Genomic DNA, 12,240 nt, shown 5'->3' with positions numbered 1-12,240 from the left:
ATTTACCCTTGCTCCGACCCGACCACCTGGGGTCCCTCGCTCGACGCGGCCGTCCACGCGGTACAGCGCAACGAGGTCATTGTCTTGCCGACGGACACCGTCTATGGAGTGGGCGCCGATGCCTTCGCGCCCAATGCCGTTGCCAGGCTACTGGCGGCCAAGGGCCGGGGCCGGCAGATGCCTCCTCCCGTCCTTATCCCAGATATCCGCACGGTTGATGGCCTCGCGCGTGAGGTACCGAAGTCCGCGCGGGCACTCATGGAGCATTTTTGGCCTGGGGCGCTCACCGTCATCGTTTTTGCCCAGCCCAGTCTCGCGTGGGACCTGGGGGACACGCACGGCACCGTCGCGCTGCGCGTCCCCGACCATGCGGCCGCGCGAGCACTGCTAGCGCGCACCGGCCCGCTTGCCGTCACCAGCGCTAATAAGACTGGTCAGCCAGCTGCCACCACGGCGGCCGATGCCGAGGCCCAGTTGGGAGCGTCCGTCGCCGTCTATCTCGACGCGGGTTTGAGCCCGCTTGGCCTGTCATCGACGATTGTCGACGCGACTCACCCGGCCGGGCTGCGCATTGTCCGTGACGGGGGAGTGCCCCTCGCCGACATCATCTCCGTCGTGGGCGAGGACGCACTTTTGAGTTCCACGGAGCCCGGAGCTGATGCTGGGGGCGAGCCCCGCAAGTGAAGGTCTACCTGATTCTGATGGCGGTGGCGGCCCTGGTCGCATACCTGTCGACGCCTGCGATGCGTCACCTCGCCATCAAAGTGGGTGCAGTCACCGCGGTGCGTTCGCGAGACGTGCATTCGACCCCCACCGCACGGCTGGGCGGAATCGCAATCTTTGCGGGCATCTTTGCGGGAGTAGTCATCGCCAGTTCGATCCCGTTTCTTGGAGGCGTATTCGAGGCCTCGCATGCGCCCTGGGCGGTGGTCGCGGGTGCGGGGCTCGTGTGCGCGCTCGGCGCGGCTGATGACATCTGGGACCTGGACTGGATGGCCAAACTCGCCGGCCAGGTTCTTGCCGCGCTGGTCATGGCCTGGGGCGGCGTGCAGCTCGTGACAGTGCCGATCGCTGGCATTACCATCGGCTCGAGTTACATTTCCCTCATCGCGACGGTTCTTGTGGTGGTGATTGCGATGAACGCGGTCAACTTCGTGGACGGGCTCGACGGCCTCGCGGCGGGCATGATCGCCATCGGCGGCCTGGCGTTTCTCACCTATACGTATTTGCTAGCGCGCAACGCCACTCCCGGTGACTACTCGTCACTCGCGACCCTGGTGCTCGCGGTGCTGGTGGGTGCGTGCTTGGGGTTTCTTCCGCACAACATGCACCCCGCGCGGATCTTCATGGGCGACTCGGGCTCGATGGTACTGGGCCTGGTGATCGCCGGCGCGGCCATCATCGTCACTGGCCAGATCGATCCCGAAGTGGTCTCCGAACGCGAGCGGATTCCAGCGTTCATTCCGATTGTGTTACCGCTCATGGTGGTGGCCGTGCCATTGATCGACATGGGTTTGGCCATTATCCGTAGGACCTTGCGCGGGGAATCGCCCTTCGCCCCCGATGCGCATCACCTGCACCACGTGCTGTTGAGGTTCGGTCACTCTCACCGTTGGGCGGTGGGAGTGCTCTACGTGTGGACGGCGGTTCTGTCCTTCGGCACCGTGTCGATCGTCTTCCTGCCGGCAGGGTGGGCGGCCGTCGTCATCGGCACCGGAATGCTGGGCGCGATCCTCATCACGGCCTCGCCGGGGTTGCGCAAGCTGTTCTCCCGCACTTGGCGCCGGGCGGGACGCTCCGCCGCTCCCTTACGCAAGGTGACGCCTGAAGGGCAGGATAAAGCCGAACTCGAGACGGATTCCCCCGTCCTAGAAGTTCTTCCCAAGGAGAAGTCATGACTACCAATCCAACCCCCGCTGGGGACCTAGAACCCGAGTCCCATGCGGACCAGGAGACAGCCGAGGCGCGCGTGTACCGCACCGCGCTACGTCGCACCGGGCTAGGTCTCCTTGCACTTGCGATCATCGCAATCGTGGTGGGAGCCCTGGTTGCTGGCGGCAGGGGAGTCGTCGCGGGCTTGGTCGGCGTGGGCGTTTCCGCGCTAGCGGGGCTAACCACGCAGGCCGCGATGTCCTGGGGACACAAGCGCTCGACCGACCAAATGACGATGGCTGTAGCGGGATCGTGGTTGCTCAAGATGGTAATCATCGTTGCCGCATTATTAATACTTCAGAATATTGAAAGTTTCCATAAGCAGCTCTTCGCGATATTCGCGGTCAGCGGGGTTTTATTAACGCTTGCGGTCGACTTTTGGGTGTTACGTGCATCGCGAGTTCCGTACGTCATCCCGGGTTCGAAATAGGCCAGTTCATAGGTTAGGCTTACCCCAGTTCCGGCAACTCTCCCGACCCGCTGTCGCGCGCGTTCGGGCCAAAAACCAGTGGAGTATCTGTGCGAATTCTCGCTCTCGAAGGAGCCCTACACGCGGCTGTAGCGCAAACGAGCGACGACGCTTCTAGCGACTCGTCTGGATTCTTTGGGTGGCTCTTTGGCTCCGATGGCTTCCACGCCCCGTCCATAAGCGAGTTCTACCCGGATGCACTTGCGTTCGCTGGCACCATCTTCGAGTTCAACCGCATCGAGCTAGTCCGCGTCATCGCCGCGTTCTTCATGATCCTGATCTTCTGGCTCGTCGCACGCAGCGCCAAGATCGTGCCCGGCCGCGGCCAAGCAGTCGTTGAGATGGTCCTCGACTTTGTACGAGTGCAGATCGTGGAAGAGGTCATGGGCAAGGAGCGAGCCAAGCGCTTTGTGCCGTTCCTCACGACTCTGTTCATCGCGATCGTGTTCTTCAACATGACGGGTGTGATTCCGTTCCTGAACATCGCCGGCACCTCGTTGATCGGCCTACCGATCATCATGGCGCTGTGGGTCTACGTGATGTACTTGTCGGTAGGCATCAAGAAGCACGGCCTCGGCGGTTACCTCAAGGCGAACCTGTTCCCTCCGGGAGTCCCCAAGCCGATCTACCTGCTGCTGACGCCCATTGAGTTCCTGCAGGTGTTCATCCTGCGGCCCGCGACGTTGGCGCTGCGACTCGCCGCCAACATGATTGCCGGCCACCTTCTCCTCGTGCTCTGCTTCGCCGCCACGCAGTACTTCTTCTTCGAGGCGACTGGCGCACTCAAGGCAGCAGGCGTCGTCTCGCTTGCCGCCGGCTTTGGCTTTACCTTGTTCGAAATCTTTGTCGCGCTATTGCAGGCGTACGTCTTTGTCATGTTGTCGTCGGTGTACCTCAACATGGCCCTGGAAGAAGAGCACTAAAAAATAAGCTTGTGCGGCCGAGTGGCCGCACATCAATGGAAGGAAAAACAGTGGATACCACCACTCTTGCCGAGGTTTCCGGCAACGTTGCGACCATCGGATACGGCCTCGCGGCCATCGGCCCCGGCATCGGCCTGGGCATCCTGATCGGTAAGACCATCGAGGGCATGGCACGCCAGCCCGAGGTCGCCGGTCAGCTCCGCACCACGATGTTCATCGGTGTTGCCTTCGTTGAGGTGCTCGCGCTCCTCGGCCTCATCACCGGCTTCCTGTTCACGTAATGCTCAGCCTCAGCACCATCGTGTTGGCGGAGTCCGAAGGGACTACGTACAACCCGATCATTCCCGCGCCATACGACCTACTGTGGTCGACGGTTATCTTCGTCGTCATTGTGGTCGCATTCGTGAAGTTCATTCTGCCCAAGCTGCAGAAGGTTCTTGACGAGCGCGCCGAGCTGATCGAGGGTGGCATCTCTAAGGCTGAGAAGGCACAGGCCGAGGCCGCCGCCGCGCTCGAGGAGTACACGGCTCAGTTGACCGAAGCACGCGCCGAGGCAGCACGTATCCGTGAGGACGCGCGCGCCGAAGCTACTCAGATTCTGAGTGAGTCGCGTGACAAGGCATCGGTCGAGGCCGAGCGCATCGCCGCGACTGCGCAGAAGCAGATCGAGGCGGAGCGTCAGCAGGCAGTTGTGTCGCTGCGTACCGAGGTGGGTTCGCTCGCCACGGAGCTCGCGTCGAAGATTGTCGGCGAGGCACTTGCCGACGACGCTCGTCAGCAGCGCATCGTCAACGGCTTCCTCGACGACCTCGAATCCACTGTGAAGGCGGAGGCGTAAGTCATATGCGCGGAACGAGTCAGGCGTCTCACGACGCAGTACTGCGGGGCTTCGAGCTCGTCCTGTCCGCATCGGGCAAGGACGGCCTGAGCATTGGCGACCAGCTCTTTGCTGTGGTCGACACGCTCGACTCCTCGGGCTCGTTGCGTCGCTCCTTGACCGACCCGGCTCGTCCGGGCGCGGACAAGGGTGACATGGTCACCTCGCTGTTCGGCAAGTTTGACGCGCGCGTCCAGGATGTCCTGGTCGACTTCGTCAACGCACGCTGGTCGGAAGAGCGCGACCTCGCCGAGTCCATTGAGGACGCCGGTGTGGCTGCGGTGCTCGCCTATGCGGAGTCCACGGGCAAGCTCGTCGACGTGGAAGACCAGCTCTTCCGCGTGGAGCGCATCCTGAGCGGCGAACGCGATCTGTTGGTTGCGATGAGCAACCGCTCGGCCACCAAGGAAGCGCGACTCGCGCTCTTCGAGGGCGTGCTCGGCGGAAAGCTGCTCCCAGTGACCCAGTCTCTGCTCAACCGTGCCGTGGGAATGCCGCGTGGCCGTCGACTGGTGCCGGCCATCGAGGCCTTCATCGCATCGGCCGCGGAGCGTCGCAATCGCTCCGTTGCCCACGTGACTGCGGCCGTCGAGCTGAGTGCCGCTCAGCGCAAGCGCCTAGCCGGCATCCTTACGGGTGCGTACGGCCGTGAAGTTCAGATCAATGTTGCTGTTGACCCCGAGGTCATCGGCGGAATTCGAGTGCAGGTCGGTTCGGAGGTCGTGGACGGTACCGTCCTGGCCCGACTCGACCAAGCACGACGACGACTTGTCGGCTAACGCCGACGCAATCTCCGCTCGCGCGGAACTGACAGGAGAGATGTAATGGCTGAGTTGACGATCAGTCCCGACGAGATTCGGGCGGCGCTCGACAGCTACGTGAAGTCTTACGAGCCCAAGGGTGTCGTGACCGAAGAAGTCGGTCGCGTGACCAGTGCTGGTGACGGCATCGCGCAGGTCGAGGGACTCCCCGGCTGCATGGCTAACGAGCTGCTTCGTTTTGAGGACGGCACACTCGGCCTCGCGCTTAACCTCGACGTTCGCGAGATCGGTGTCGTGGTGCTCGGTGAGTTCACCGGCATTGAGGAGGGCCAGCAGGTGCAGCGCACCGGCGAGGTTCTCTCCGTGGAGGTCGGCGACGGCTACCTCGGTCGCGTCGTGGATCCGCTTGGCGAGCCTATTGACGGCCTCGGCGAGATTGAGACCGACGGCCGCCGCGCCCTCGAGCTTCAGGCTCCTGGCGTGATGGACCGTAAGTCCGTTCACGAGCCCATGCAGACTGGTCTCAAGGCCATCGACGCTATGGTGCCGATCGGCCGCGGGCAGCGTCAGCTGATCATTGGTGACCGCCAGACGGGTAAGACGGCGATCGCTATTGACACGATCATCAACCAGAAGGCGAACTGGGAGAGCGGCGATGTCAACAAGCAGGTCCGCTGCATCTACGTCGCAATCGGACAGAAGGGGTCGACCATCGCCTCCGTGCGTGGCGCCCTCGAAGAGGCCGGCGCACTTGAGTACACGACCATCGTCGCGGCCCCCGCATCCGACCCTGCCGGTTACAAGTACCTTGCCCCGTACACCGGCTCGGCCATTGGTCAGCACTGGATGTACCAGGGCAAGCACGTCCTCATCGTGTTCGACGACCTGTCCAAGCAGGCCGAGGCTTACCGCGCGGTGTCGCTGCTGCTGCGTCGCCCGCCGGGCCGCGAGGCGTACCCGGGTGACGTCTTCTACTTGCACTCTCGTCTGCTCGAGCGTTGTGCCAAGCTGTCCGACGCCATGGGCGCCGGTTCAATGACGGGTCTGCCCGTCATTGAGACCAAGGCCAACGACGTCTCCGCTTACATTCCGACCAACGTGATCTCGATCACCGATGGCCAGATCTTCCTGCAGTCTGACTTGTTCAACGCCAACCAGCGCCCCGCAATCGACGTCGGTATTTCCGTGTCCCGCGTGGGTGGCTCGGCGCAGATCAAGGCAATGAAGAAGGTCTCCGGAACCCTGAAGATTGACCTGGCGCAGTACCGTTCGCTCGAGGCCTTCGCGATGTTCGCATCCGACCTCGACGCCGCATCGCGTCAGCAGCTCACCCGTGGTGCGCGTCTGATGGAGCTGCTCAAGCAGCCCCAGTACACGCCGTACCCCGCGGAGGAGCAGGTCGTCTCTATCTGGGCCGGTACCAAGGGCAAGCTCGACAAGATCCCGCTTGCGGATGTTCTTCGCTTTGAGCGCGAGCTCATCGACCACCTGCGTCGCAACACCTCGGTGTTGACCGACATCGCCTCGAGCGGCAAGCTCGAGGACGACACCCAGGCGGCGCTTGAAACCGCTGTCGACGACTACGTGTCGACGTTCCTCGCAACCGAGGGCACTGAGCTCTCGACCGACTCCTCGATCGCCGATGGCGAAGACGTGGATGTCGAGCAGGAGACCATCGTCACGAAGAAGAAGTAGCTCATGGGTGGCCAGCAGCGCGTCTACCGGGGAAAGATCCGGTCGACACAGTCGCTAAAGAAGATCTTCCGTGCGATGGAGCTCATCGCGGCTTCACGCATCGGCAAGGCGCGTGACCGTGTGAAGGCGGCGTCGCCGTACTCGCAGGCAATCACGCGTGCGATTAGTGCTGTCGCTACTCACTCGACCGTGTCGCACCCGTTGACGATCGAGCGCACGGACACCAATAGGGTGGCCGTGTTGACTGTCAGCTCGGACCGAGGAATGGCGGGCGCCTACTCGGCGAACGTTATCCGCGAGGCCGAGCGTCTGCGCGAGCGCTTGACGGAAGACGGCAAGGAAATTGTGCAGTTCGTGGCGGGCCGTCGCGCCCTCTCGTACTACAACTTCCGACACCGCGAGATCGCCGGTGAGTGGACGGGTGGCTCAGATGCTCCCGACGTTCGGGTTGCCAAGGAAATTGCCACGGCGCTCTTCAACGCGTTCGAAGCGAAGGCGGATATGGGTGGCGTGGGTGAGATCCACATCGTCTATACCCACTTCAGGTCGATGGTTGCTCAGGAGCCGCGCGTGATTAGGCTGCTCCCCCTCGAGATTGTTGAGGGAGTGGCGGAGTCTGACGCGGAAGTTGAGCCGCTGTACGAGTTCGAGCCCTCGTCCGACGAGGTGCTTGACTCTCTGCTCCCGCGCTACATCGAGTCCCGCATCTACAGTTGCCTGCTCCAGGCGTCTGCATCTGAACTTGCCGCGCGTCAGCGTGCCATGAACACGGCGACCACTAACGCCGAAGACATTATTCGTCAGTACACCAGGCTCGCCAACTCGGCGCGTCAGTCTGAGATCACCCAGGAAATCAGCGAGATTGTCTCGGGCGCCGACGCGCTCGCGGCCTCGTGACCGGAAGCGAGAGACACATGACTCCCACTGCGAAGCCCGCCGCCAAGAAGGCGCCGGCAAAGAAGGCTCCAGCGGCAACGAAGCCTGCCGCCAAGAAGCCCGCGGCTGCGAAGAGCGCGCCCACGGAGGCCGTCGTTGGCCGCGTGGCCCGCGTCATCGGCCCGGTTGTCGACATCGAGTTCCCTGCGGACGCGATCCCCGACATCTACAACGCACTGAAGACGGAGATCGACCTCTCCGCTCAGGGCGAGGGTGAGGGCGACGGCATCCTCCACATGACGCTCGAGGTTGCTCAGCACCTCGGCGACAACATGGTGCGTGCCATTGCGCTCAAGCCCACCGATGGCCTGGTGCGCGGCGCCAAGGTCACGGATACAGGTGCTCCCATCTCTGTCCCCGTGGGCGACGTCACCAAGGGTCACGTCTTCAACGTGATTGGCGAGGTCCTCAACGCGGAAGAGGGCGAGACCATCGAGATCGGGGAGACCTGGCCGATCCACCGCAAGCCCCCGGCATTCGACCAGCTCGAGTCCAAGACCTCCATGTTCGAGACCGGCATCAAGGTTATCGACCTGCTCACGCCTTACGTGCAGGGTGGAAAGATCGGCCTCTTCGGTGGTGCCGGTGTCGGCAAGACCGTGCTGATCCAGGAAATGATCTACCGCGTGGCGAACAACCACAACGGTGTATCGGTGTTCGCTGGTGTCGGTGAGCGTACGCGTGAGGGCAATGACCTCATCGAGGAAATGACCGAGTCGGGCGTTATCAAGCAGACGGCCCTAGTCTTCGGCCAGATGGACGAGCCGCCGGGAACGCGTCTGCGCGTTGCCCTGTCCGCGCTGACGATGGCCGAGTACTTCCGCGATGTCCAGAAGCAGGACGTGCTGCTGTTCATTGACAACATCTTCCGCTTCACTCAGGCCGGTTCGGAGGTGTCGACCCTGCTGGGCCGCATGCCTTCCGCCGTGGGCTACCAGCCCAACCTCGCCGACGAGATGGGCCAGCTTCAGGAGCGCATCACGTCGACCCGTGGTCACTCGATCACGTCACTTCAGGCCATCTACGTGCCTGCTGACGACTACACCGACCCGGCTCCGGCCACCACGTTCGCGCACCTCGATGCGACCACGGAGCTAAGCCGTGAGATCGCCTCGCGCGGTCTGTACCCGGCCGTGGACCCGCTGACGTCGTCCTCGCGTATCCTCGACCCGCGTTACGTGGGTCGCGACCACTACGACACTGCGACGGACGTCAAGACGATTCTGCAGCGCAACAAGGAACTCCAGGACATCATCGCGATTCTTGGTGTGGACGAGCTCTCGGAGGACGACAAGATTATCGTCGCCCGTGCCCGCAAGATCCAGCAGTTCCTGTCGCAGAACACGTACATGGCCGAGCAGTTCACGGGTGTGGCCGGTTCGACCGTGCCGCTGACCGAGACCATCGAGGCCTTCTCCGGCATCGTGAACGGTAAGTACGACGAGATCTCTGAGCAGGCGTTCTTCAACATCGGTGGTCTTGAAGACCTCGAGAAGAACTGGTCTCGCATTCAGAAGGAGATCGGCTAGATTATGGCCGATGCCCTTACTGTCGACATCGTCGGCCCGGACCGCGTGCTGTGGTCCGGGGCGGCGAAGAGCGTCTCCGTGCCTACCGTCGAGGGCGAGATTGGCCTGTTGGCCGGTCACGTCCCAGTGCTGTCAGTGTTGAGGCCGGGCTCCGTCAAGGTTGTGGCGAGTGCAGACGGTGGCCACACGCTAGACATCACCGGCGGCTTCGTCTCGTTTGACCACAATGTGGTGACGATCGTTGCCGATGTGGCCGAGCCCGCCGAGAAGTAGCAAATGCGCGTAGTGATCGCACGGTGCGCCGCGCGATACAGCGGGAGGCTCAACGCCCACCTGCCGCTCGCCACCCGAGTCATCATGGTCAAGGCCGATGGCTCGGTTTTGCTGCATTCAGACGGCGGCTCGTACAAGCCCCTGAACTGGATGAGCCCGCCGTGCACGTTGCGCGTGGGCCCGCCAGACAAGGAGGCGGCCGATGCTGGGGTCACCGAGGTGTGGGCCGTTCAGCACGACAAGTCGGACGACCGACTCGAGATCGAGATCCACGAGATTCTGGCTGATGCCCAGCATGACTTGGGCGTAGACCCCGGCTTGATTAAGGATGGGGTGGAGGCTCACCTGCAGGAACTCCTGGCAGAGCAGGTGGGTCTGCTGGGGATCGGCCACACCCTGGTGCGCCGGGAATACCCCACCGCGATTGGGCCAGTGGATATCCTCGCCAAAACCAAGGCCGGAGCGACTGTCGCGATCGAAATTAAGCGTCGTGGAGACATCGACGGTGTCGAGCAGCTCACTCGCTACCTCGAACTCCTCAACCGCGACCCGCTGCTGAGCCCCGTCGAGGGCGTGTTCGCCGCGCAGGAGATCAAGCCGCAGGCTCGGGTGCTCGCCGAGGACCGTGGCATTCGCTGCCTCGTCCTCGACTACGAGGCCATGCGCGGCGTCGACACCTCGTCAACGCGCCTGTTCTAGCGACTGGCGCGCAGCAGGCTCCCGGCCATTCCGTGCGGTCGGAGTGTCTGACACCGCGAGGGCCGTCTTGAGTAGTGCCTTGGCGCGCGCGTAGCCACTTTGCACGGTAGATGCGGCCACGGCCTCGAGAGTCGCTATCTCCGCCCGAGAGAATCCCTCCCAGTGCACCAGCCTGACCGCCACCGCCAACGCCGTGGGCAGCCGGCCGATGGTGTCTCGCACTTCGAGGCCTGAGTCGGCCGCAGGTGCATTGGCTTCGGTCTTGCCCGAGATTGTCTGTAGCCGGTTAGCGAGGCTTTGCCTGCGAATCTTGCCACGCACCGCATTGGCGAGTACGCGCTTGGCTATGCCGAAAAGCCACTTGCGCGCTCGACACCTCCCGGGGTCGTGCACCGCTCGCCCGCATCATATTGACGTTCGAGCGCGGAGTCCCCGCCTAGGTCGTCGTTCATCGTGCCACCTCTGTGGTTGGTGATGTCTGGTGGACGTCCGAACGGCGACTAAATGCCGAGAGTAACTTTTGTGTACGCTGAATCTTATGAAGCGGGTGGGACCAGCTCGGGCATTGCATCGGCCCCCTGGAATATTTCTGACCGCTTGGTAGGAAAAAGTCGAAACGATTCGTTAGGATGTACGTATGACAACGACGCCTTCCCACTTCCCAGCCGACTTCCTCTTTGGTGCGGCCACCGCTTCTTACCAAATCGAGGGCGGTGCCCATGAGGGCGGCCGGGGAGTGTCCATTTGGGACACCTTCTGCGCTCAACCCGGTGCCGTCGTTGCTGGCGACAACGGCGACGTGGCCTGCGACCACTTCCACCGCTGGGAGTCCGACATCGACATGATGGAGGAACTGGGCCTGCAGGCCTATCGATTCTCCATCGCCTGGCCGCGCGTTCAGCCGCTCGGCACGGGCGACTTCAATGACGAAGGCATCGCGTTCTACCGCGGCATCGTGGACCGACTGAAGGAAAAGGGCATCAAGCCCCTCATTACGCTGTACCACTGGGACTTGCCGCAGCCTCTCGAGGATAACGGCGGCTGGCTCAGCCGCGACACCGTGGATGCCTTCGTGGTCTACGCGACGCGCATGGCTGAGGAGTTCGGCGCGGATGTTGAAATGTGGACCACGTTTAACGAGCCGTGGGTCTCCTCCTTTGTGGGCTACGGCGCGGGGGCGCACGCCCCCGGGCACACCAGCGACGCTGAGGCCCTGGAGGCCGCACACCACCTCAACCTGGCGCACGCGCGTGCCTACAAGGCCATCAAGGCGGTCGCGCCGAGCGCCCAGGTTGGCCTGGTCAACAACTGCCACACCCCCCGCCCGTGGGACCCTTCGAGCGAGAAGGACCGCGCGGCATCGGCGCACATCGACGCCTTGGCGAACACGATGTTCCACGAGCCCTTCATCGAGGGAACCTACCCCGCCATCCTGAAGCCGAATACCGCGCACATCACGGACTGGACCTTCGTCCACGAGGGTGACCTCGCGGAAATGAAGGGCGCGGTCGACTGGTTCGGCGTTAACTACTACGCCTCGCACCTGGTGCGCCACAACCCGCACAAGGCCGCCCAGCAGTCGGAACTCGCGACCCTCGCGGACGGGCACAAGGCCGGCGGGAACTCCCCGTGGCCCGGTGACGAGGAGATCGAGTTCATGCTGCCCCCGGGCAAGCTCACTTCGATGGGTTGGAACCTTGATCCCTCCGCATTGCACGCGCACCTGCTCAAGATCCACCGCGAAACGGGCAAGCCGATCTACGTCACGGAGAACGGCTCCGCCTGGGAGGACAAGGTTGATGACGACGGGCGTGTGCGCGACACGGACCGCGTCGAGTACTTCCACGGCCACATCGATGCTGTACGCAAGGCCATCGCCGAGGGCGCTGACGTACGCGGATACATGGCGTGGTCACTCATGGACAACTTCGAGTGGGCGCAGGGTTACGCCAAGCGCTTTGGGATGGTCTGGGTCGACTATCAGAGCCTGGAGCGCCGTTGGAAGGACTCGGCGTACTGGTATGCGGAGACCGTTCGCCGCCGTCAGGTGGTTCCCGTCGAGCAGATCGAGTCGCTGGTTCAGACACCCCCGCGCACTCGGTAGCGGCGGGTTCTGAAGTGGTCTCGCCCGTGCACGGCGAGGCCG

14 protein-coding genes are annotated in these 12,240 nt (G+C 63.2%); 13 read left to right on the top strand and 1 reads right to left on the bottom strand.

Annotated elements, in window-relative coordinates:
• The 12 genes from AOP77_RS09340 (at position 1) to nucS (ending at position 10,094) form a co-directional block, all read left to right on the top strand.
• Complete coding sequence (locus tag AOP77_RS09340; protein WP_084622555.1) at positions 1–684, top strand: L-threonylcarbamoyladenylate synthase; 684 nt, start codon at positions 1–3, stop codon at positions 682–684.
• Positions 681–1,898, top strand: coding sequence for an MraY family glycosyltransferase (locus tag AOP77_RS09335; protein WP_084622517.1), 1,218 nt, complete (start codon positions 681–683; stop codon positions 1,896–1,898). The genes AOP77_RS09340 and AOP77_RS09335 overlap by 4 nt, the downstream gene beginning before the upstream one ends.
• Positions 1,895–2,362 carry a Cg1360 family ATP-synthase-associated protein gene (locus AOP77_RS09330; protein ID WP_062212841.1) on the top strand — a complete coding sequence of 156 codons (468 nt, stop codon included), beginning with the start codon at positions 1,895–1,897 and terminating at the stop codon, positions 2,360–2,362. Before AOP77_RS09335 ends, AOP77_RS09330 begins: the two co-directional genes overlap by 4 nt.
• A gap of 89 nt (positions 2,363–2,451) precedes the next feature.
• Complete coding sequence (gene atpB / locus AOP77_RS09325) at positions 2,452–3,324, top strand: F0F1 ATP synthase subunit A (protein WP_236685804.1); 873 nt, start codon at positions 2,452–2,454, stop codon at positions 3,322–3,324.
• 50 nt (positions 3,325–3,374) lie between these two features.
• Positions 3,375–3,605, top strand: a complete 231-nt coding sequence (locus AOP77_RS09320) for an ATP synthase F0 subunit C (RefSeq protein ID WP_061962703.1) — start codon at positions 3,375–3,377, stop codon at positions 3,603–3,605.
• The gene (locus AOP77_RS09315; RefSeq protein ID WP_062212837.1) at positions 3,605–4,162 is read left to right on the top strand and encodes a F0F1 ATP synthase subunit B; all 558 of its coding nucleotides are present in this window, start codon (positions 3,605–3,607) and stop codon (positions 4,160–4,162) included. Before AOP77_RS09320 ends, AOP77_RS09315 begins: the two co-directional genes overlap by 1 nt.
• Positions 4,163–4,167: 5 nt before the next feature.
• Entirely contained in the window at positions 4,168–4,980 is an 813-nt protein-coding gene (locus AOP77_RS09310) for a F0F1 ATP synthase subunit delta (RefSeq protein WP_062212834.1), read from the top strand.
• A gap of 45 nt (positions 4,981–5,025) precedes the next feature.
• Positions 5,026–6,657, top strand: coding sequence for a F0F1 ATP synthase subunit alpha (atpA, locus tag AOP77_RS09305; RefSeq protein ID WP_062212831.1), 1,632 nt, complete (start codon positions 5,026–5,028; stop codon positions 6,655–6,657).
• Positions 6,658–6,660: 3 nt separating this feature from the next.
• A complete protein-coding gene (locus AOP77_RS09300) occupies positions 6,661–7,554 on the top strand; it encodes a F0F1 ATP synthase subunit gamma (RefSeq protein ID WP_062212828.1) in 894 nt (297 codons plus the stop codon).
• 17 nt (positions 7,555–7,571) lie between these two features.
• Complete coding sequence (gene atpD, locus AOP77_RS09295) at positions 7,572–9,122, top strand: F0F1 ATP synthase subunit beta (RefSeq protein ID WP_084622516.1); 1,551 nt, start codon at positions 7,572–7,574, stop codon at positions 9,120–9,122.
• 3 nt (positions 9,123–9,125) lie between these two features.
• Entirely contained in the window at positions 9,126–9,395 is a 270-nt protein-coding gene (locus AOP77_RS09290) for a F0F1 ATP synthase subunit epsilon (protein ID WP_062212827.1), read from the top strand.
• 3 nt (positions 9,396–9,398) lie between these two features.
• Complete coding sequence (gene nucS, locus AOP77_RS09285) at positions 9,399–10,094, top strand: endonuclease NucS (protein WP_062212822.1); 696 nt, start codon at positions 9,399–9,401, stop codon at positions 10,092–10,094.
• Here the strand turns inward: nucS and AOP77_RS09280 are convergent.
• Positions 10,077–10,415 carry an RNA polymerase sigma factor gene (locus tag AOP77_RS09280; RefSeq protein ID WP_236685803.1) on the bottom strand — a complete coding sequence of 113 codons (339 nt, stop codon included), beginning with the start codon at positions 10,413–10,415 and terminating at the stop codon, positions 10,077–10,079. The genes nucS and AOP77_RS09280 overlap by 18 nt on opposite strands.
• 316 nt (positions 10,416–10,731) lie before the next feature.
• On the opposite strand from AOP77_RS09280, the gene AOP77_RS09275 reads away from it, so the two are divergent.
• Complete coding sequence (locus AOP77_RS09275) at positions 10,732–12,198, top strand: glycoside hydrolase family 1 protein (RefSeq protein ID WP_062212817.1); 1,467 nt, start codon at positions 10,732–10,734, stop codon at positions 12,196–12,198.
• Positions 12,199–12,240 lie beyond the last annotated feature (42 nt).

Source organism: Demequina oxidasica (genome assembly GCF_000975115.1).
Taxonomy (GTDB): Bacteria; Actinomycetota; Actinomycetes; order Actinomycetales; family Demequinaceae; genus Demequina; species Demequina oxidasica.
This window is presented reverse-complemented; position numbering and strand designations above follow the sequence as displayed.

Excerpts from the sequence above, each read along its gene's own strand:
- AOP77_RS09330 (WP_062212841.1), top strand. The coding sequence starts at position 1,895 with ATGACTACCAATCCAACCCCCGCTGGGGACCTAGAACCCGAGTCCCAT.
- AOP77_RS09315 (WP_062212837.1), top strand. The coding sequence starts at position 3,605 with ATGCTCAGCCTCAGCACCATCGTGTTGGCGGAGTCCGAAGGGACTACG.
- AOP77_RS09310 (WP_062212834.1), top strand. The coding sequence starts at position 4,168 with ATGCGCGGAACGAGTCAGGCGTCTCACGACGCAGTACTGCGGGGCTTC.
- atpA (WP_062212831.1), top strand. The coding sequence starts at position 5,026 with ATGGCTGAGTTGACGATCAGTCCCGACGAGATTCGGGCGGCGCTCGAC.
- AOP77_RS09300 (WP_062212828.1), top strand. The coding sequence starts at position 6,661 with ATGGGTGGCCAGCAGCGCGTCTACCGGGGAAAGATCCGGTCGACACAG.
- atpD (WP_084622516.1), top strand. The coding sequence starts at position 7,572 with ATGACTCCCACTGCGAAGCCCGCCGCCAAGAAGGCGCCGGCAAAGAAG.
- AOP77_RS09290 (WP_062212827.1), top strand. The coding sequence starts at position 9,126 with ATGGCCGATGCCCTTACTGTCGACATCGTCGGCCCGGACCGCGTGCTG.
- nucS (WP_062212822.1), top strand. The coding sequence starts at position 9,399 with ATGCGCGTAGTGATCGCACGGTGCGCCGCGCGATACAGCGGGAGGCTC.
- AOP77_RS09275 (WP_062212817.1), top strand. The coding sequence starts at position 10,732 with ATGACAACGACGCCTTCCCACTTCCCAGCCGACTTCCTCTTTGGTGCG.